The sequence below is a fragment of the Cupriavidus sp. OTU4054 genome, assembly GCF_038440175.1.
Classification (GTDB): Bacteria; Pseudomonadota; Gammaproteobacteria; order Burkholderiales; family Burkholderiaceae; genus Cupriavidus; species Cupriavidus pauculus_D.
Genome location: NZ_JASATF010000007.1, coordinates 99,324 through 118,092, shown reverse-complemented (window position 1 = coordinate 118,092; position 18,769 = coordinate 99,324). Strand labels below are relative to the sequence as shown.

At 64.9% G+C, this 18,769-nt stretch carries 18 protein-coding genes; 7 read left to right on the top strand and 11 right to left on the bottom strand.

Going from position 1 to position 18,769, the window contains the following annotated elements; all coding sequences use genetic code 11:
* Positions 1 to 20 precede the first annotated feature (20 nt).
* Complete coding sequence (locus tag AAHB16_RS11140) at positions 21 to 335, top strand: hypothetical protein (RefSeq protein WP_342050874.1); 315 nt, start codon at positions 21 to 23, stop codon at positions 333 to 335.
* Here AAHB16_RS11140 and AAHB16_RS11135 read toward each other — a convergent pair.
* From AAHB16_RS11135 to AAHB16_RS11095, 9 genes are all read right to left on the bottom strand, one after another.
* On the bottom strand, positions 293 to 1,306 hold the full coding sequence (locus AAHB16_RS11135; protein ID WP_342050873.1) for a LysR substrate-binding domain-containing protein: 1,014 nt from the start codon (positions 1,304 to 1,306) through the stop codon (positions 293 to 295). The two genes, AAHB16_RS11140 and AAHB16_RS11135, sit on opposite strands and share 43 nt — an antisense overlap.
* Positions 1,307 to 1,395: 89 nt before the next feature.
* Complete coding sequence (locus tag AAHB16_RS11130) at positions 1,396 to 2,886, bottom strand: efflux transporter outer membrane subunit (RefSeq protein ID WP_342050872.1); 1,491 nt, start codon at positions 2,884 to 2,886, stop codon at positions 1,396 to 1,398.
* A complete protein-coding gene (locus tag AAHB16_RS11125) occupies positions 2,883 to 6,023 on the bottom strand; it encodes an efflux RND transporter permease subunit (protein ID WP_342050871.1) in 3,141 nt (1,046 codons plus the stop codon). The genes AAHB16_RS11130 and AAHB16_RS11125 overlap by 4 nt, the downstream gene beginning before the upstream one ends.
* Before the next feature lie 10 nt (positions 6,024 to 6,033).
* Positions 6,034 to 7,230 carry an efflux RND transporter periplasmic adaptor subunit gene (locus tag AAHB16_RS11120; protein ID WP_342050870.1) on the bottom strand — a complete coding sequence of 399 codons (1,197 nt, stop codon included), beginning with the start codon at positions 7,228 to 7,230 and terminating at the stop codon, positions 6,034 to 6,036.
* Between the two features lie 159 nt (positions 7,231 to 7,389).
* Entirely contained in the window at positions 7,390 to 8,232 is an 843-nt protein-coding gene (locus tag AAHB16_RS11115) for an alpha/beta hydrolase (protein ID WP_342050869.1), read from the bottom strand.
* A gap of 230 nt (positions 8,233 to 8,462) precedes the next feature.
* A complete protein-coding gene (locus tag AAHB16_RS11110; protein ID WP_342050868.1) occupies positions 8,463 to 9,203 on the bottom strand; it encodes a FadR/GntR family transcriptional regulator in 741 nt (246 codons plus the stop codon).
* Between the two features lie 34 nt (positions 9,204 to 9,237).
* Positions 9,238 to 10,215, bottom strand: coding sequence for a Bug family tripartite tricarboxylate transporter substrate binding protein (locus AAHB16_RS11105; RefSeq protein WP_150374189.1), 978 nt, complete (start codon positions 10,213 to 10,215; stop codon positions 9,238 to 9,240).
* A gap of 43 nt (positions 10,216 to 10,258) precedes the next feature.
* The gene (locus tag AAHB16_RS11100; RefSeq protein ID WP_150374190.1) at positions 10,259 to 11,410 is read right to left on the bottom strand and encodes a mandelate racemase/muconate lactonizing enzyme family protein; all 1,152 of its coding nucleotides are present in this window, start codon (positions 11,408 to 11,410) and stop codon (positions 10,259 to 10,261) included.
* Positions 11,411 to 11,447: 37 nt separating this feature from the next.
* The gene (locus tag AAHB16_RS11095) at positions 11,448 to 12,443 is read right to left on the bottom strand and encodes an NAD(P)-dependent oxidoreductase (RefSeq protein ID WP_150374191.1); all 996 of its coding nucleotides are present in this window, start codon (positions 12,441 to 12,443) and stop codon (positions 11,448 to 11,450) included.
* 120 nt (positions 12,444 to 12,563) lie between these two features.
* Between AAHB16_RS11095 and AAHB16_RS11090 the strand changes: the two genes are divergently transcribed.
* Entirely contained in the window at positions 12,564 to 13,544 is a 981-nt protein-coding gene (locus tag AAHB16_RS11090) for a tripartite tricarboxylate transporter substrate binding protein (RefSeq protein WP_342050867.1), read from the top strand.
* Positions 13,545 to 13,550: 6 nt separating this feature from the next.
* On the opposite strand, the gene AAHB16_RS11085 is transcribed toward AAHB16_RS11090, so the two are convergent.
* Entirely contained in the window at positions 13,551 to 14,456 is a 906-nt protein-coding gene (locus AAHB16_RS11085; protein WP_342050866.1) for a CAAX protease, read from the bottom strand.
* Between the two features lie 295 nt (positions 14,457 to 14,751).
* The gene (locus tag AAHB16_RS11080) at positions 14,752 to 15,000 is read right to left on the bottom strand and encodes a hypothetical protein (protein WP_342050865.1); all 249 of its coding nucleotides are present in this window, start codon (positions 14,998 to 15,000) and stop codon (positions 14,752 to 14,754) included.
* A 195-nt stretch (positions 15,001 to 15,195) separates the two neighbouring features.
* Between AAHB16_RS11080 and AAHB16_RS11075 the strand changes: the two genes are divergently transcribed.
* The 5 genes from AAHB16_RS11075 to AAHB16_RS11055 all read left to right on the top strand — a co-directional run bounded on the left by AAHB16_RS11075 (position 15,196) and on the right by AAHB16_RS11055 (position 18,768).
* A complete protein-coding gene (locus AAHB16_RS11075; protein ID WP_150374186.1) occupies positions 15,196 to 16,104 on the top strand; it encodes a YihY/virulence factor BrkB family protein in 909 nt (302 codons plus the stop codon).
* Between the two features lie 9 nt (positions 16,105 to 16,113).
* Positions 16,114 to 16,344 carry a hypothetical protein gene (locus tag AAHB16_RS11070; RefSeq protein WP_150374185.1) on the top strand — a complete coding sequence of 77 codons (231 nt, stop codon included), beginning with the start codon at positions 16,114 to 16,116 and terminating at the stop codon, positions 16,342 to 16,344.
* Positions 16,345 to 16,466: 122 nt separating this feature from the next.
* A complete protein-coding gene (locus AAHB16_RS11065) occupies positions 16,467 to 16,592 on the top strand; it encodes a hypothetical protein (RefSeq protein ID WP_263364815.1) in 126 nt (41 codons plus the stop codon).
* A gap of 21 nt (positions 16,593 to 16,613) precedes the next feature.
* On the top strand, positions 16,614 to 18,092 hold the full coding sequence (locus tag AAHB16_RS11060) for an asparagine synthase-related protein (RefSeq protein WP_342050864.1): 1,479 nt from the start codon (positions 16,614 to 16,616) through the stop codon (positions 18,090 to 18,092).
* Positions 18,085 to 18,768: a lasso peptide biosynthesis B2 protein gene (locus tag AAHB16_RS11055; RefSeq protein WP_150374183.1), complete on the top strand. Its 684-nt coding sequence runs from the start codon at positions 18,085 to 18,087 to the stop codon at positions 18,766 to 18,768. Before AAHB16_RS11060 ends, AAHB16_RS11055 begins: the two co-directional genes overlap by 8 nt.
* The last annotated feature ends 1 nt before the right edge of the window (position 18,769 follow it).

Here is an 18,769-nt window from a genome sequence, read left to right as displayed (position 1 = left end):
AAACCGACAGGAGAGAAGTCATGAAACCACGCGTGCCCACCCTCATCGCCGGATCGCTGATCGCGGTCACCCTGCTCTTCGCGCCGCTGGCCGCGTCAACGGCACTGGCCGCGAGCGACAACCAGCGCGCGGCCACCCCGGACAGCACGGGCCCGGGCATCTCGCAAGGCTCGGGCGGCGCCGGCGCGCACCCGATCGACAGCAATCATCCGGGCACGAATGCGGGCGCCACTTCCGGGGCGACCCCCAAACACGGCCGAACGAAGCAAGGCGGGAGCAAATCGAAGCAGTCTCAATCCGGCAGCGGCGCCAGCGCGCCGGCCGCCAGGCCGTAAGCGCCCGCAGCGCCCCCGGTGCCCGCAGTGCCCGCAGTGCCCGCGCTGCGAGGGCGCGCGGCCTCCGCGGCAAATAGCGGCGAGGCTTCGAACAACGACAGCACCCACTCGACGAACACCCTCACCTTGGGCGCGAGGTGCCGGCTTTGCGGATAGATCGCGGAGATCGGCAGCGTGCGCGGCCGCCATTGGGGCAGAATTTCGACGAGCGCGCCCGACCGCAGATGCTCGCCCACCATGAAGCGCGGGGGCTGGAGGATGCCGGTACCGGTCAGTCCGCACTCGACGTACGCATCGGCATCGTTGAAGCCGAGCTTGCCGGGTACCGGGACTTCGACGATGCGGCCCTCGACGGTGAAGCTCAGCGGTATCGCGCGGTTGGTCTTGCTCGAGATGTAGTGGATGGCCATATGCCGGTCCAGATCCTCGAGCGTGCGGGGCATGCCACGACGATGAAGATAGTGCGGACTGGCGACCGTAATCGTCGGCATGTCCGCAAGCCGGCGCGCGATCAGCGTGGAGTCCTGGAGTTCGCCCACGCGGATCGCGCAGTCCACGCCATCCTGAATCAGATCGACGAGCTTGTCGCCATACCCGACGATCAATTCGACATCGGGGTATAGCTCGTGAAAGCGGTGCAGCTGCGGTGTGACCAGCCATTTGCCGATGGTGGCGGGCATGTCGACGCGCAGCTTGCCGCGCGGCCCCCTCCCCGCGCCCGCCATGGCCGCCTCGGTCTCGGAGATCTCGGCGAGGATGCGCACGCAATGTTCGTAGTACTCGGCGCCCTCGGGCGTGAGCTTGAGCTTGCGCGTGGTCCGCTGCAGCAGCGGGGTGCGCAGATGCGCTTCCAGGCTTTTGACGATCGTGGTGACCGACGTGCGCGAGAGGTCGAGGGAATCGGAGGCGCGGGAGAAGCTGTTCGCTTCCACCACGCGCGCGAATACTTCCATCGCCTGCAGCCGATCCATCTTCCCTCACCCTCGCGATTGCTTCGCCATCATGTATCGTTATTTAGATGACGATCATTTTCCACATGCGCGACTGTACCACCTTCCCGTCAATCGCGTGCGATGGCGGCCGGGGGTGCCGGGTTTGCCGGTGGCACCGTCCAGCCGCCACCCAGCGACCGGAACAGCGTGACCGCGGCGCGACTCGTATTGGTGCGCGCTTCGTCCTCGCCGTCCCGCGCCACCAGCAGTTGCCGGTCCGCATCGAGGACGTCGGTCAGCGTGATGGCGCCCAGGCGATAGGCCTGCTCCGACAACTCGCGCGCCCGTTGCAAAGCGGCCACTTCGGCCTGCAGCTCCTGTCGCCGCTCCGCCGTCTGCGCCATCGACGTCATCGCGTTCTCCACATCCTCCGCGGCGCGCAATACGGATTGCCGGTAACCGGCCAGGGCTTCCGCGTAGCCGCCGCGCGCCTGCTTGACCTCGGCATCGATCTTGCCGAAGTCGAACAGCCGCCAGCGCAGGCCCGCCGTGCCCACCGGCTGGAAGGACCGTGCCGAGAACAGCCCGTTGGTCGTGATGCTGTCGAAGCCCAGCGCGCCCGACAACGAGAGCTTCGGGTAGTAATCGGCCAGGGCCGCCCCGATGCGTTCGTTGGACGCCGCAAGGCGACGCTCCGCCGCCAGCACGTCGGGACGCCTGCGCAGCATCTCGAGCGGCTCCGTTGCGCCGGCAATGCCCGGTGGCGACGGAATGCGGACCGCGTCCTGCGCGGGCGGGGCCAGTTCGGCGGCATACGTGCCGGGCTGCACGCCCATCAGGACGTCGAGGCGGTTGAGCTGCGCCTCCAGCCCGATGCGCAGCAGCGGCACGGTCGCGCGGGCCTGCCGCAGCAGCGCATCCGCCTGCGCGACCTGCCTGTCGTCCGCCGCGCCATATCGCCGCCGCTCGCGCACGAGGTCGAGCAGCCGCTCGTCGGTGCGGATCTGGTCCAGCGCCACCGCCAGCCGCGACTGATAGCCGCGCACCTGCAGATAGGCATCGGCGGCATCGGCGGCAACGGTCACGCGTGTGCCGACGTGGTCGGCAGAAGCGGCCTCCGCCTCCGCGCGCGCGGCGGCGGCGCCGCGCCGCAAGCCGCCGGCCAGATCGATCTCCCAGCTGGCGACCGCGCCCGCCGTGTAATGGCGCTGGTTGCGGTCGAAGCCGGGGAACGTCTGCGCGAGCGTGCCGAACGGGCTTTGCAGGCTCTGGCGCTGCGCGGCGGCCGATGCGGACAGGTCGAACGTCGGCAGCAGTTCCGCGCCGGCGGCCTGCGCCACCGCGCGGGCCTGCTCGACCCGTGCGAGCGCTGCCGCGAGGTCGAGGTTCTGCGCCAGCGCGCGCTCGATCACGGTGACCAGCATCGGGTCGTCGAAGCCGGTCCACCATGTGTCGAGGTTGACCGGTGCCGCGGCTGCGGCTGCGGTTGCCCCCGCAGTGCTATGGAACGGCGCGAGGTCCGCCCGCGGCTTCACGTAGTCGGGCCCGACCGCGCAGCCCGCCAGGATCAGACCGGCGAGGACCACCGCGCGCGGGGTGAGTTTGTAATCGGGCTTCACGCGTGCCTCCGACGACCGAACTTGCGAATAAAGATATAGAACGCCGGCGTGAACAACAGACCGAAGCAGGTCACGCCGAGCATGCCGAAGAACACCGCGGTACCGAGCGACTGCCGCATTTCGGCGCCCGCGCCCGATGCGATCGTCAGCGGTGCCACGCCGAGAATGAACGCGAGCGACGTCATCAGGATCGGCCGCAGGCGGGTACGCGCCGCATGCACAGCCGCTTCGATCGGCGAGCTCTCGCCTTCGTCCTCCCGCTGCCGGGCGAACTCGACGATCAGGATCGCGTTCTTCGCCGCTAGCCCGATCAGCACCACGAAGCCGATTTGTGCAAGGATGTCGATCGGCATGCCGCGCAGATGCAGCCCCGTGACCGACGCCAGGATGCACATCGGCACGATCAGGATGATGGCCATCGGCAGCCGCCAGCTTTCGTACTGCGCCACGAGCACGAGGAAACAGAACAGCGCGGCCGCCGCGAACACGAGCGCCGTGGGCGTGCCGTGTTGCTGCTGCTGGAACGCGAGTTCGGTCCATTCGAAGCCGATGCCACGCGGCAGTACCTCGCGCGCCAGTTGCTCCATGCGCAGCAGCGCGGTGCCCGAGGCCACGCCCGGCGCGGCGGCGCCCTGCACTTCGGCCGCCGGATACAGGTTGTAGCGCGGCACACGGTACGGAATGGTCGTCGTCTCTACCGAGGCCACCGTGCCGATGGGCACCATGTCGCCGAACACGTTACGCGCCTTGAGCCGCGTGATGTCCTCCGCGGTGCGGCGGAACCGCCCGTCGGCCTGCGCAATCACTTGATAGGTGCGCCCCAGATAGTTGAAGTCGTTCACGTACTGCGAGCCCAGGTAGACCTGCAGCGTCGAGAACACGTCGGTGGGCTTGAGGCCGACCTTCTCGGCCTTGACGCGATCCACGTCAGCGAAGAACGATGGCGAGCCCGCATTGAACAGCGTGAACGCACCCGCGAACGCCGGATCCTTGTTCGCCGCGGCGACCAGCGATTTGGCCGCATCGACGAGCGCCTGCGAACCGAGCCCCGCGCGATCTTCCAGCATCAGCTTGAAGCCGCCCGCGCTGCCGAGGCCCTGCACCGGCGGCGGCGGAATCGTCAGCACGTAGGCGTCCTTGATGACGGACAGCCGCTTGCGCAGGTCGGCCAGCACCGTGTTTGCATCGACACCGGGAATGTGGTGGTTGTACAGCGACGGCAGGCCCGTGAACACCGTGCCCGAGTTCGACGCGACCGTGCTCGTGGTGGCGTCGAGGCCGACGAACGGTGCCGCGTGCTCGATGCCCGGCGTGGACAGCGCGATATCGATGACCTGGCGCACGACCTTCTCCGTGCGCTCCAGCGAGGCGCCCGGCGGCAGTTGCACGATCGTGATCAGGTAACCCTGGTCCTGCTCGGGAATGAAGCCCGTGGGCGTGCGCGAGAACTGCACGCCCGTCAGCACGATCAGCCCCACATACACGGCCAGCACGACACCGAGCACGCGCGCGAGGCGGCGCGTGACGTTGCCGTAGCCGAACGACATGCGGTCGAAGGCCTTGTTGAAGCGCCCGAAGCCAGCATCGAGCCAGCGGCGCGCGCGGCTCTTGTGGGCGGCATCGTGCGGGGTGTGGTGCTTGAACAGCACCGCGCACAGCGCCGGGCTCAACGTCAGCGAGACCACGCACGAGATGACCGTCGCTGCCGCGATGGTCACCGCGAACTGCCGGAAGAACAGACCCGTGATACCGCTGAGGAACGCGGCGGGCACGAACACCGCGCACAGTGTCAGCGCGATGGCGATCAGCGCGCCGCCTACCTCGTCCATCGTGCGGTGCGCGGCGTCGAACGGTGACATCCCCGACTGGATATTCCGCTCGACGTTCTCCACCACGACGATGGCATCGTCCACCACGATCCCCACCGCCAGGACGAGCCCGAACAGCGAAAGATTATTCAGCGAGATGCCCGACGCATAGAGCACGATGAACGAGCCGAGCAGCGAGATGGGAATCGCCACGACGGGAATGATCGTCGCGCGCCAGTTCTGCAGGAACAGGAACACCACGGCGACCACGAGCACGATGGCCTCGAAGATCGTCACGACCACTTCATCGACCGACTTGCCGATAAAGATCGTCGGGTCGTAGATGATCTTGTACTCGACGCCCTTCGGGAAGTCCTTCTCCAGCTCCTTCATCGCCGCAAGCACCTTGTGCTCGACATCGAGCGAGTTGGCGCCCGGCTGCGCGTAGATGAGCATGGCCGTGGCATCGTCGCGATCCATGAACGACGTGGAGCCATAGTCCGCCGCGCCGACTTCCACGCGGCCGATATCGCGGACACGCGTGATGCGGCCCTGCGCATCGGCCTTGAGCACGATGTCCTCGAACTCCTTCGGCGTGGCCAGCCGGCCGCGCGCCTCCACGTTGATCTGGTACGCCTCGGCGGAAGGCGTCGGCGGCTGGTTCAGCACGCCCGCCGAGACCTGCAGGTTCTGCGCGCGCAGCGTGGACAGGATCTCGCTCGCGTTGAGGTTGTTCGCGGCGGCCTTGTCCGGATCGATCCAGATGCGCATCGCGTACTCGCGGCCGCCCTGGAACTGCACGTCGCCCACGCCCTCGATCCGCGCCAGCACGTCGCGGATATGCAGCGTGGCGTAATTCGAGAGATAGAGCGTGTCGCGCGAATGGTCGCCCGAGAACACGTGCACGGCCAGCAGGATGCTTGGCGTGGACTTGCGCACCTGCACGCCGAGCCGCTGCACGTCTTCCGGCAGGCGCTGCAGCGCGTTCTGCACGCGGTTCTGCGTCAGGTTCTGCGCGACGTTGAGGTCCGTGCCGATGCGGAACGTGACGGTGATCGTGAGCCGGCCGTCGCCGGTGGACTGGCTGCTCAGATACAGCATGTCCTCGACGCCGTTGATCTGCTGCTCCAGCGGCGTGGCCACGGTGCGGGCGATCGTCTCCGCCGACGCCCCCGGATACGAGGTCGTGACCTGCACCGTCGGCGGAACGATCTCCGGATACTGCGCCACGGGCAGCGCGAACATCGCGCCGAGGCCGATCAGCGTGAGGAAGCAGCTGACCACCGTGGCAAAGCGCGGCCGATCGATAAAGAAATGTGCGATTCGCATGATCGGTCACTTACCCCTTGCTGCCGGTCGCGGGTGCGTTCGCGTCCGCGTTCGCCGGCGTGGGTGAATCCAGGCGAATCTCGCCCGTCTTGACCGCGACCTTCGCGCCCGGTGCCGCGTAAGGAATGCCGCCGATGATCACGCGATCGTTCGCGGCCAGGCCGCCACGGATCACGCGAAGGCCGTCGCGCACGTCCCCGACCTGCACGATCTTCGGGGCCACCGTGCCATCGGGCGTTACCGTCAGCACGATGAACTGCGACTGGTCGGGCAGCACCGCGCGGTCGGGCACGAGCATCGTCGCGGTGGGCTGGTCGAGCGCGAGGCGCACCCGCGCGAACTCGCCCGGCGTCAGGCGATAGTCGGGGTTCGCGACCGTGGCGCGGGCGCGGATCGTGCCGCTCGAACGGTCGAGCACGTTGTTGATGAAGTCGAGGACGCCCTTTCGGCTGTAGGTACGTTCCGTGCCTAGCGCGATTTCCACGGTATTGGTCAGCGCAACCTTCTTGTCGGCGGCCTTGCTGCGGTATGTAGACAACAGCTGGTAGTCCGCCTCGCTGATATCGAAGTCGAAGTAGATCGGGTCCAGCGACACCAGCGTGGCCAGCAACGTCGTGGCGCTGGTTGCCGCGCGGCTGCCCGAGATCAGGTTGCCGATGGAGACCAGATGCGTGCCGATGCGGCCCGTGAACGGCGCGACGATGCGGCAGCGATCGACGTCGAACTGCGCGTCGTCGACGGCCGAGCGCGCTTCCGCCACGGCGGCCTGCGCGACCTGCCGGTCCGCGGTGCGCTGCTCCAGGTTCTGCACCGACCCGGCGCTCGTGCGTTCGAGCGCCTGCGCGCGCTGGAACTCGCTCTCGGCCAGCACGAGGCGCGCCTTGGCCGTTTCCAGTTGCGCCCGGGCCTGCGCGAGGCGGATGTCATAGGGGCGCGATTCGATCGTGAACAGCAGCGCGCCCTTCTGGACCACGTCGCCATCCTTGAAATGAATGCCCACCAGCGGGCCGCCCACCTGCGCGCGCAATTCCACGCGCTGCACGGCCGAGAACTGGCCAAGGGCGCCGAGACGGGCCTCGAGGTCGCGCACGAGCGGCGTGGCCACAGTGACCTCGGGCAGCGCCGTGCCCTGCTGCGCGGCCGGCGCCGTCTTGCCGCGTTGCTGGAAGCCCCAGCCCACCGCGGCCAGCGCAACCAATATGCCCACCGCGATCGCGGTGCGCCGAAGCGCCCGCTGCCTGCCGGTATCCGAATTGCCACCCCTCGACAGAGGCTTGGCGTCTGTCTGCTGTAGTTCCGTATCCACTGGATTCTTCCTCTGGGTTCTGCTTGTTGATCTGCTGCGTAGAAATCGTTGGCGCGTGCGCTATCGGCGCGACCTGACGCGTGGGGATAGCTGCTTGGCGAAGAACGCCGACACCTCGGCCAGCGCCTGCCTATTGGCGGCCAGTGCGGCATGCGAGACGTCGGGAATGCGGAGCATGTGGGTCGGCACGCCGGCCGCGATCAGCGCGCCCGCGTAGGCTTCGGCCTCCAGATGCAGCAGATCGAGCGCCGCGCTGATGATCAGCGTGGGCGGCAACCCGGCCAGGCGGCGCGATTCGAGCGGCGCGGCGTACGGGTGCAGGAGTTGCCGGAAACCGGGCAGATAGGCGCGATAGCCGTGCGCGCAGGCCGTCATCGACATCTCGCCGGTCGGGCATTCGATGACGTGCGAGACGCGCGTCAGGCTGGGGTCGAGCAACGGCGCGAGCAGCGCCTGCGCGCGAATGGGAATTTCCTTGCGGTCACGCGCCATCGCGCCGATGCCGGCCGCGAGGTTGCCGCCGGCGTCGTGTCCCGCCACGCCGAGGCAATCGGCATCGGCATGCAGCCGGCGCGCCTGCTCCCGCGCCCATCGGCAGGCGAGATAGCCGTCTTCGAGCGGTGCGGGGAACGGATAAGCGGGAGGTAGCGAGTAGCCCACCGAAACGACGACGGCCGGCGTCGCCGAGGCAATCGCCCGCGCCGCGTCGTCGGCCGCGTCGAGGTCGCCATGCAGGAAGCCGCCGCCATGCAGATAGATAACGATCGGGCGCAATTGCAACGCGGGGCGCGCGCCGGCGCCCGGGTCGGGTGCATAGACGCGCAGCGGAATCCGCTTGGCATGCCCCTCGATGGTGACTTCCTCGACTTCTACCGGAACACAGTCCGCGATGTGGGCAGCCATGACGCTGTTCCTGTGGCGCGATATCGCAATGCGTGGATTCTCGGCGCTCGACAGGTTCAGGTAAACACTGATAATCCAAATGTGAATTTGGTATTACCGAACAATGGGCGTGCGATCGTCTCGATCCCCGTGATTCAGCGTCAACGAGATCTTCAACGAATCGGGACTTCGGAGTTCAATTCCGCGCGGGTATAGGTGGCCGGGCCCGCGGTACATGCGCGGCCGACGCGCTAGGCAGACGGCGACAGCTTCTGCAGCGCCGTCTCCACCCGCCCGATATGCTCCCCCATCACCCGCTGCGCATTCGCCTCGTCACGCTTGCGAATGGCGTCGAGCAGGTCGCGATGCTGCCGGTTGGAAGCCTTGCTGCGAGTCGTGTCCGCGAAGAATGTCGCCCGGCGGTGGGCGGACATCAGGTAGAACGGGTGGACCATCTGCGTGAGCACGGTGTTGTGCGCCGCGTTGAAGATGGCCATATGGAACGCGTAATCGAGATCGGCGGTACTGTCTTCCGTTTTCCCGCCGATGGAGGCCTCGAAACGCTCCACGATGCCCTGCAGGAGCGCCAGATCCTCGTCCGTGCGCCGCTGGCAGGCCAACTGCACGGCCTGCACCTCGACGATCCGGCGCACTTCGAGGGCCTCCAGCAGCTTGTCCGTGGTCAGGGAGATACCCAGCTCCGAGAACAGGCCGAGCGTCTCCAGGCTGACGCGTTCGGGCGTCGCCGTGAGGAACACGCCCGAGTTCGGGCGCCGCGAGAGGTAGCGCAGGTTCTCGAGCACCGACAGCGCCTCGCGCACCACGCCGCGTCCCACGCCGAACCGCTCGGACAATTCGCGCTCGGACGGCAGCCGTTCGCCAGGATCGTAGTTGCGCTTCTGGATGAACGACAGAATGTCCGCGAGTGTACGCGTGGTCAGCTCCTGTTTCTCGGTGGGCTGTTCTTCGGTGCTTGGACTGACTTTGGGCATGTGGAAACTGGCTTTCACGCGCGATCGCCCACCACTATTGTGACGGCTTCGTGAATATCTTGGGGGCAACGGTATTGAACGTATTTTGAATCGCCACCACCTGCTTTTGCAACTCGTCGCCGCGCACGTCCGACACTTTCATGCCGTAATCGCGCGCAAACGTCTGGTACGCATCGCTGGCGATGGCCTTGGCGAACAACTCCTGCAACTGCTGCGCGCGCTCCGCGGACAGCCCCTTGGGCCCAACCAGATACGACATCTGATCCAGCGCACCGAACGGGAACACGTCGATTTTCTTCTCGGCGAAGGTCGGCACCTTCGGCATGATCGACACGCGCTCGTTCGAGAATACGCCCACCGGACGGATCAGCCCGCCGTTGATCTGGCTCAGCGTCTCCGACGGCTTGAGCACCGCGCCGTCGATCTGGTGTCCGGCAAGGTCCGTCAGCACCTTGGCGCCGCCCGTGTATGGCACGTTGATGAAGCTTACGCCGTTGGCGCGCGCGAGCATGGCCGCGAACGTGTGGTTGACGTTGTTGTTGCCCGGCGTGCCGATCGACACGCCGCCGGGCTTCTTCTTCATCAACGCGACGAACTCCTCGATCGTATTGACGGGGCTCGACTTCGACACCACGAGAATCATCTGCTCGATGGTGGTCTGGTTCAGCGCCTTGAACTGATCCACGCGCAGCTTCGTCATGTCCTGCGCGACGGCGCCCATCAGCGACGACGTGGCCAGGCCTACGGTATACCCGTCGGGCGTGGCGTTGGCCACCTTGGTCAGCCCGATCGTGCTCGATGCGCCGGGCACGTTTTCCACCACCACGGTCACACCCGACTTGCCGAGGATGTCCGACAGCTTGCGCGCGGTCAGGTCCACGGACCCGCCAGCGTTCCAGGGGACGATCAGCGTGATGGGCTTCGACGGAAAGGTATCGGCGGCCTGGGCAGCAGCGGCGAACAACGTGCCGACGGCCAGCGCGGCCGAGGCGGCAATGCGAAACAGCTTCATGACTACGGTCTCCTCCAGTATTTTTATGAAATGCGATGCGGCGTCAGAACTTCACGACATAGCCCGGACCATCGATAAACGGGTACTCCTTGAAGATGCCTTCATCGATCTCGAGCCCGAGGCCCGGCTTGTCGAGCGGCCGCACGAAGCCGTCGCCATCGGCGTGGAAGGCCGGGCCGAACATGTCGCGGAACGGGTTGAAGTGCGACACGCAGGCCTCGAAGTAACCGGGGTTATCGACGGCTGCAAGCATATGGACGCAGGCCGCATGGTTCAGGCCCGTGGCCGAGCTGTGCGGATGCACCTTGTAGCCCCATGCCGAAACCAGCGCGCCGATACGCATGCCTTCCGTGATGCCGCCCGTCTTCGACAGATCGGGCTGGAAGACCTGCACCGCGCGCTCTTCGAGCAGTCGCGCGAAGTCATAGCGTGTGTAATGGTTCTCGCCCGCCGCGATCGGCACGCGCGTGCTCAGCGCCGCGGCGGCACGATAGCCACCGAAGTTGTCGCAGGCGAACGGTTCCTCGAGCCAGCCGATGCCGGCTTCCTCGAGCACGGGCATCAGGCGGCGAACTTCGTCGATCGTATAGGCGGCATTGACGTCGGTCAGGATGTCGATGCCGTCGCCGAGGACCTTGCGGACATGGCGCACGCGCGCCGCGTCGTCGGCCACGTTGTCGCCAAGACGAAGCTTGAGCGCCTGATAGCCCGCGGCGACATATTGCTGCGCTTCCGCCGCCAGCGACTCCGGTGCCTGGAAGCCCAGCGCGATGCCACCCGCGTAGGCCTTGATCTTCTTGCTGCTGCCGCCCAGCAACTTGTACAGCGGCTGGTTGCAGAGCTTGCCGCGCACATCCCACAGCGCCATATCGATGCCCGACAGCGCGAGCGAGGCGCCCGCACCCATGCCGTGGCTCGCAAGCTGCATCTTGTGGATACGGCTCCAGACGCCGTTGGTATCGAATGCATCCATGCCGACGGCCAACGGCGCCATCGTATTGGCGATCAGGCTCGTGACCGCGCCGGGGCTGCGGCCGGGATGCGCTTCGCCGTAGCCGACCACGCCGCATTCGGTCTCGACGCGCACGATGATCGTGTCGCGCTTGATGGTGCTGCCGATGCCGAGCTTGACCGTCTTGCCTTCAGGCAGGCGGAACGACAGCGGGATGGCCTGGATGGACTTGATTCTGGACATGCTGGGGTGTCTCCTCTTTGATAGTGCCGGTATGCGGTTATTGCGGTGCGATGCCGAGTCGTGTCCATCGCGCGCGAATGGCAGCTTCGGCGTCGCGATTGACCCAGTGCGGCGGCAGTCGTCCCGCCAGCACGTCGAGCACCTGCGCGGCGGCGCCCATGCTCATCGCATGCAGGCTTTGCGCGGAGATGCCGGCCATATGGGGTGTGAGCCGCGCGGTGACGCACGCGAACAGCGGATCGCCGGCGGGCAGCGGCTGGGTCTCGTACACGTCAAGCGCGGCACCCGCGATTTGCGACGCGCGCAGCGCTTCATGTAGCGCAAGTCGATCGACCACGGCGCCGCGCGCGACGTTGATCAGGAATGCGGTCGGCTTCATGCGCGCGAGCTGTTCGGCGCCGATCATGCCGCGCGTCTCGGGCGTCAGCGGACAGGTCAGGACCAGGTAGTCGGCCGCCGCCAGTGCGTCGTCGAGCGGCACGTACTCGGCGTGCGTCTCGCGCGTACCCGTGCGTTTGGGATGGACACCGAGAACGCGCATGCCAAAGCCGGCCGCGCACATCGCGGCCACGCGCCGGCCGATCTCGCCCATGCCGACGATGGCGACGGTCTTGCCGCCGATCTGCTGACCATGGTCGGCAATGAGCCGGCTTTCACTCCACGATGCGGAGCGCATCAGGCGATCCATATCCGCGAACCGGCGCGAAAGCGCGAGCATCTGGCCGAGCACGTACTCGGCCACGGCCACGGCATTGACGGCCGGCACGTTGGCCACGAGCACGCCATGCTCGGAGGCCTGTTCCACGGGGATCATGTCGAGGCCGACGCCATGGCGGATGACGGCGCGCAGCCTTGGCGCGCGGTCGAACAGTTCGGCGGGGATGCGGTTGCGGACGACCACCACGTCGGCATCGGCGAGGTCGTCGGCGTAGGCCGCACCGTCTCGCCAGGGGCGGATATCGAACGTCGAGGCTTGCTGTAACCGGGCCTGGGCTTCGGGGTGGATACGGTCGGTGGCGATGACAGTGGCCATGCGCGTGCGGTCCCTCTCTTATCTGGTCAGATTTATTTGGTACTACCAGTTTGGTATGGTAAGTTCGTGCCGACGCGTACGTCAACCACTCAACCACACAAGATGGTGAAGGAGACAACCATGACCACGACTCGCATCGCGCTGGCGCTACTTGCATCGCTGGCTGTGACGGCCACCCCCGCCAGTGCGGCAGAAGGCGACAACTATCCCGACAAGCCGCTGCGCATCGTCGTGCCCTATACACCGGGCGGGTTCAACGACACGCTCGCGCGCACGACCGCGGAGAAGCTCACTGCCAAGTGGAAGCAGTCGGTGGTGGTGGACAACCGGCCCGGAGGCAACACCGTCATCGGCAACAGTCTCGTCGCCAAGTCGCCGGCGGACGGCTATACGCTGCTGATCACGCCGCTGCCGTTCGCCGCGCTGCCCGCGCTCTATGGCAATCGGCTGCCCTACAACGCGACGAAGGACTTCACGCCCGTGGTCTGGGCGGCGAGCACGCAGAACGTGCTGGTCTCGCGCCCCGACCTCGGGCTGGCGACGGTGAAGGACGTGATCGAGTATGCGAAGAAGCAGCCCGGCAAGCTCAACTACGGCTCGACCGGAGCAGGCTCGTCGAATCATCTGTCGATGGAGCTTTTCAACAAGATGACCGGTACGCGCATGACGCATATCCCGTACAAGGGCAGCAGCCCCGCCGTAGTGGCACTGCTCGGTGGGGAAACCGACCTGATGTTCGACAACCTGCCGAACGTGATCCAGCAGTTGCGGGCCGGCAAGTTCAAGGCGATTGCCGTGACGGGCCAGGCGCGGTCGCCATTGCTGCCCGATGTGCCGACTGTCGCCGAGTCCGGCGTGCCGGGCTACGAGGTGAACGTCTGGTTCGGCATCCAGGCGCCCGCGGGAACGTCGGCGCCGGTCGTGCAGAAGCTCAACGAGGAAATCGTGCGCTCGCTGGCGGAGGCCGACGTCGTCAAGCGCTTCCGCGACCAGGGCGTGGAGGTGGTCGGCAGCTCGCCGGCAAAGTTTGGCTCGCTGGTGGAGTCGGAGATCCGGAAGTGGGGCGAGGTGGTGAGGGAGGCGAACGTGCAGCTGGAGTAGGTGCCGCTAAGGATGAATACGGAAGGCGGCTTCCGAAACCCGCGCATGGACGGTCAGGTTCTCGCTGACCGATTCCATGACGACTTGTTCCAGATCTCGAAGATTGACTATGCGATGCTCTACCGACGCGTGTTGATATCGCCTGAGTTCTTCTTCACGACAAGTTCGTCGCAATGCTGGCAGGATGCCGTTCTTCTGCAGTAGTTCAAGACTGGCAGGATGAACCAAGTTCAATAGCGCTTCTGCGGACGCTATCTTCTCGTTCAAGTACTTCATTGCACTCTGCGAGGAATCGACGCTCGACGTCTTCCATAGCGGTTCGTGATGAGATAGTCGATTCCTGAAGTTCCGCAAGTTCGACACGAGCGACCTTGCGTGCGTCAGCGTCTTCCTGGCCTTGGAGAAAGGCCATGTCCCCGCGAACACCTTGCCGAGATGTTTGGGCCAGATGAGGTTGTCGCCGGCGAACTCACCGCTGAGGATGTACTCCCAGGTTGAAAAGTTCGTTTTTGCAATGACGTCGTGATGCGTGGGCGCATAGGCAATCCTCCCATATCGCTCCCTCCGGTCACGCTTCACCGTCTTCGTTGCTGCCGCGAAATTTTCACGCAGTCCTTTTACGTCATCGGGCACAGGCCCACCCACGCTGAAGGACCGAAAATGGAGGGTGTTGGTTCTCCACCAGAACTCCCCCAGCGCGGGCCGCAGGGCTGCATCGACCGCATTGCGCAGCGTAATCTCTGCCGCGCTCAGAACCGGCAGGAACGTGGCCGCGACAGCCGAGTTCCAAAGGTAGGCACCAACCAGCTCGAGGTCATCATGCGTGCCAAATACCGTCTCATAACTCTTGATGCGTGCAGCAGTAATGAGCTTATCGATCAGAAGGGGTCTGTAGGGAAGTGTGTGTGGCACGATGCGAGCATGTTGAAGCGTTGACTCATGAGAGCAGATGGCGCTAGACTCCACCGCATTGGGTTGGCGGCAGGCTCCAATGACTCGATTCGAGTTACGACCTGTCGCGTGATATCCAGCTGTTCCACCCCGGCCTTGAGCCGGGGTTTTTATTTGGGGCCTACCTAAGCCGAACCAGCCGAACCTAAGCCGAACCTACGCCCCACCTACGCCGCAATCTTCTCTTGCTTCTTCAGATCACGCTTTGCCTTCTCTCAAAGAGGGTGCATCCGCACTGAGGTAGAGCACGCGCGCATCACGCGCCGTGGTCGCGCTCCATGGATGCCATCGCGGCCTGCAACAGTTGCGCATCGATGCGCGGCAGATTGTCGAGGTCGCGCTGCCGGCGTGACATCAACCGCGCCATTGCAGCCTTGCGCATCCGGCTCAGCCGCATACGGGCACGCGCGGCGAAGGTCGCGATTCGCGTTTCCGGCGTGTTTGCTTCGCCCTGCCCGACCTCGCCCCCTACGGCAACGCTGCGATCTACCGCGATACCCGTCATGTTCTCTGCTCCCGTCATGATTGTTATGTGGCGGATGCTAGGGAACGAGATCGCTCGTACGCGCGATGGCGCGAAAACAAGTGCGTTGCCGCGAAGACAACCAGAATCGTCCTACACACCCTTCCGCCTGTGTCCGCTGGAGATCGCGCCGCGCCCGCCGCATAATGTGCTGACGAGCGATCTCCGGAGTTCCCGATGCGCCTACCCGACGCGCGCATAATGCTTCGCAGCGCGTGGCGCTTCCTGTGGCACACGCTGGCGCAGTTTCGCGCCAACCAGGGTCTGCTGCTGGCCGGCGCGGTCGGCTACTATGCGCTGCTGTCGATCGTTCCGCTGCTGATCCTGCTCGTCATCGCGCTCTCGCACTTCGTGGACCCCGACCTGCTGCTCTCGACGGTCGCGCGCTATCTCGAATGGGTCGTGCCCGGGCAGTCCCGCGCCCTGATCGGCGAACTCGCCGCGTTTCTGCACAATCGGGGCACGTCGGGCTGGGTGTTGCTGGCCACCATGCTGTTCTTCAGCTCGCTCGCCTTCACGGTGCTCGAGAACGCGATGTCGGTCATCTTCGTCCACCGCGTGGCCATCCGCCGCCGGCATTTTCTGGTATCCGCGGTCCTCCCCTACTGCTATATCGCCGTGCTCAGCGTGGGCCTGCTGGTCGTGACGGTCGTGTCCGGCCGCCTGCTGGCGATCGGCGAACGGCACGTGGACGTGCTTGGCCACGAGTGGTCGCTGGACCGGCTATCGACGGGGCTGCTCTATCTTCTGGGATTCTTCGGCGAAGTGCTGATGCTGACGTCGATCTACATGGTGATGCCGGTCGGCCGACTCTCGCTGCGCCGCGCATTGGCGGGCGCGGTACTGGCCGCGGTCCTCTGGGAGATTTCCCGGCACCTGCTGGTGTGGTACTTCGCCTCGCTATCGCAGGTAAGCCGCGTGTACGGGTCGCTGACGACAGCGATCGTGGTGTTGCTGAGCCTGGAGATCGCCGCGGCGTTATTGCTGCTGGGCGCACAGGTGATCGCGGAACTGGAGCGGGGGGAGTGGAAGAAGACCGCCTCTCCCGAGTCTCCCGAGAACGATGCGAAGCCATTCCGGACGTGACGGCGCAACATGAAAACCTACCGAAACCTCAGCGGCACCTCGAATATCGCGCGCTACGACATCACGGACGACGCGATCCACGTGGTCTTCCAATCCGGCACCTATCGCCACTATCTCTATGACCATGACCGGCCGGGCAAGGCAATGGTGGACGAGATGAAACGATTGGCGGCCGCGGGGCGCGGGCTGTGTACGTATATATCGAGAACTGTCAGGGACAACTATGCGAAGCGGTGGTAACTCGTGCCGGACGCATAGCGTATTGCTTAAATATGGGCTTAATGCTTCACTTTTCTGTTTCATTCACTACCATTGCGCCAGCACCCAGCGAATTGCCTGTCCAATGGAAGGAGGATGTGAACATGGTGAAGTCCCTGTGGAACCGTCTGGTCGTCATCAAGGCCTCCAGGAATACCCGAGGCAAACCGGGGGGCTCGATCATCGAGGGCGCTTACGGCGTCTATGAGGTGCCCATGCCCTGGCATTGAGCCGTTGCTGTGCGGACCTCCGTGCTGCATGTCGGCGCCAATGACATGGTCAGGCTTCGACGTGACGGGCCGGCCATCATGATCGAAGGCCCTCTCCCACCAGGCCCTTCCGTCGTCTCGAAGCCCATGGTCACAGTATCGGAACCCTCCGATTTCGAGATTGCAATTCCGGAAGGCAGTGGCCGACTTCTCTACGTGATGTCGGAGGGGGCGTCCGTCTATGTGTCGCAAAGTCTCGAGCGTATTGCGCATGCCGCGCCATTGGTATTGCGTCCGCTAAGCGCCGTCAGGTTTATCGAGAACCGTAACGGCTTGCACGAGACGCTGTTCGCGGGTCTGCGGTCTTTCCCTGCGGGCACGACGGTCCGCTACATCAACGGTACGATCAGTGTCGCGTGGGCGTACGACAGCCTGCGCGACACGACGAGGCAAAACCCTGCCGAGGTATTGCAGGACATCGTCGCATCGGTGGAATCAGACGCCCTTGTCGGTATCGATTTCTCCGGGGGCCTGGATTCCACAGCCATTCTCCACGCGGTGCGGGCATTGGCGGCGCGTCGCCTGGTAGCCTGTACCTGGCATGACCCCCATGGCAGCGCACCGGACGACCTCGAATGGGCGCAGCGCATCGCGAAACAGCTAAAGGTCGAGCACATCGTCGTGCCGATCGATGACAGATTGCTGCTCAACGTGCCATCGCGCAGCATACCCGGCATGCCGACCTCAGCCCTCGCGTTCAGAGGCGTGATGGACAACCGACAGGAAGCGCTCCGCAGCCATTTCCGGGGCGCGCCGTTCAGCACGATCAATGGACATGGTGGAGATCAGGTTTTTCTGGACCCCGTGCCGGCTGAGGTGCTGCTGAGCATACTGCGGCGCACCCCGTCGAAAACCGCGAGCGCCTGGCGCGCTTACAGGTCGCTCTACGGCATCGATCCGCTTCGCGTCATGTGGCATGCCTACGGTCGCGCAGTACACCGCTCCGCACTGCTCAGCGCGTATGCGAGAGCTTTGCAACCGCTTGCTCGCGAGGGCGGTGCCAAGCTTCACAGGCGGCATGCTTTGATTCGTGAGGCCATCGTGCAGAACTCGGCTTCTTTCCATGGAGATGGCGAGGTCCGGACCATTCATCCGTTTACGGACACAAGGATGATCCGGTGCGCGCTGGCGTATCAGGATCACGAATTATTCAATGCGGAGCACTCGCGTCATCCACTTAGACGGGGGCTCGAGCAGCGTTACGGACATTGCGATTTTTTCCGCAAGGGCAAGGGGCACATGACGGGCGCCTATCAACGCGCCATCCGGTCGCGGGAGTCAGACTTTCGAGACATGATCGCCCACGGAAGACTCGCTGGCGAGGGATTGATCAACATCGAAGCGGCACACCGAGCATTGCGAAGATGTGCCATGGGGTATGCGGGCGTACCGCACGACCTGATGACCCTGCTGTGTGCGGAGTTGCTCTTGAAAGCGCTGGAGAATCTGAAGCATGCCTGATCTTCATCTGACCTTCGCGCCCTATGTGCACCACATCTTCGTTGATCGCGAGGCGGTAATCCTGGACGAACGCAATGATGCATACGTCCTCCTCGATATCGATGACAGCGCCTTGCTCAAACATGCGCTCACGACAGCGCGCGTCTCTCCTCTCGTGATGGAGCTCTACAGGGCGGGGATTCTTGAATGCGCGGCGCAACCGGCAAGCGTTCGTGAATTTTCGCCGACGATCGGAATCTACGGAGTCGGCAATCATCAGTGGCGTCACACGCCATTGCATGAAGTCACGACGTGGAAGCCGGCGAGTCTTTTTCGGAGCGCCTGCGCGCTGTCGGCGTCCGTCATGCGACTGCGCAGACGTGGCTTGCATGAGGCCCTGAACGCCGTCCGTCATGCCAGAAGTACAGACATCGCCGCTGGTTACGACTGGCGCGAGATCGAGCGGCTTGCTTCCGAGATCAAATGGTACGCGCGAAGGTCTTTCGCCAGCGCGGCTTGCCTCGAGTTCTCGCTCGCCATGCATCGACGGCTTTGCGATAACGGCGTGCACTGTACGTTCAACATCGGGGTTCAGAAATACGACTTTGTTGCCCACGCCTGGATTGAAGTGGATGGCCGGGTGGTCGCGGACAGTCCGGATCTACCCGCGCGCATGCCGAGAATTCTCCAGATCTGAA

Excerpts from the sequence above, each read along its gene's own strand:
- AAHB16_RS11140 (WP_342050874.1), top strand. The coding sequence starts at position 21 with ATGAAACCACGCGTGCCCACCCTCATCGCCGGATCGCTGATCGCGGTC.
- AAHB16_RS11135 (WP_342050873.1), bottom strand. The coding sequence starts at position 1,306 with ATGGATCGGCTGCAGGCGATGGAAGTATTCGCGCGCGTGGTGGAAGCG.
- AAHB16_RS11125 (WP_342050871.1), bottom strand. The coding sequence starts at position 6,023 with ATGCGAATCGCACATTTCTTTATCGATCGGCCGCGCTTTGCCACGGTG.
- AAHB16_RS11115 (WP_342050869.1), bottom strand. The coding sequence starts at position 8,232 with ATGGCTGCCCACATCGCGGACTGTGTTCCGGTAGAAGTCGAGGAAGTC.
- AAHB16_RS11110 (WP_342050868.1), bottom strand. The coding sequence starts at position 9,203 with ATGCCCAAAGTCAGTCCAAGCACCGAAGAACAGCCCACCGAGAAACAG.
- AAHB16_RS11105 (WP_150374189.1), bottom strand. The coding sequence starts at position 10,215 with ATGAAGCTGTTTCGCATTGCCGCCTCGGCCGCGCTGGCCGTCGGCACG.
- AAHB16_RS11100 (WP_150374190.1), bottom strand. The coding sequence starts at position 11,410 with ATGTCCAGAATCAAGTCCATCCAGGCCATCCCGCTGTCGTTCCGCCTG.
- AAHB16_RS11095 (WP_150374191.1), bottom strand. The coding sequence starts at position 12,443 with ATGGCCACTGTCATCGCCACCGACCGTATCCACCCCGAAGCCCAGGCC.
- AAHB16_RS11090 (WP_342050867.1), top strand. The coding sequence starts at position 12,564 with ATGACCACGACTCGCATCGCGCTGGCGCTACTTGCATCGCTGGCTGTG.
- AAHB16_RS11080 (WP_342050865.1), bottom strand. The coding sequence starts at position 15,000 with ATGACGGGTATCGCGGTAGATCGCAGCGTTGCCGTAGGGGGCGAGGTC.
- AAHB16_RS11075 (WP_150374186.1), top strand. The coding sequence starts at position 15,196 with ATGCGCCTACCCGACGCGCGCATAATGCTTCGCAGCGCGTGGCGCTTC.
- AAHB16_RS11070 (WP_150374185.1), top strand. The coding sequence starts at position 16,114 with ATGAAAACCTACCGAAACCTCAGCGGCACCTCGAATATCGCGCGCTAC.
- AAHB16_RS11065 (WP_263364815.1), top strand. The coding sequence starts at position 16,467 with ATGGTGAAGTCCCTGTGGAACCGTCTGGTCGTCATCAAGGCCTCCAGG.
- AAHB16_RS11055 (WP_150374183.1), top strand. The coding sequence starts at position 18,085 with ATGCCTGATCTTCATCTGACCTTCGCGCCCTATGTGCACCACATCTTC.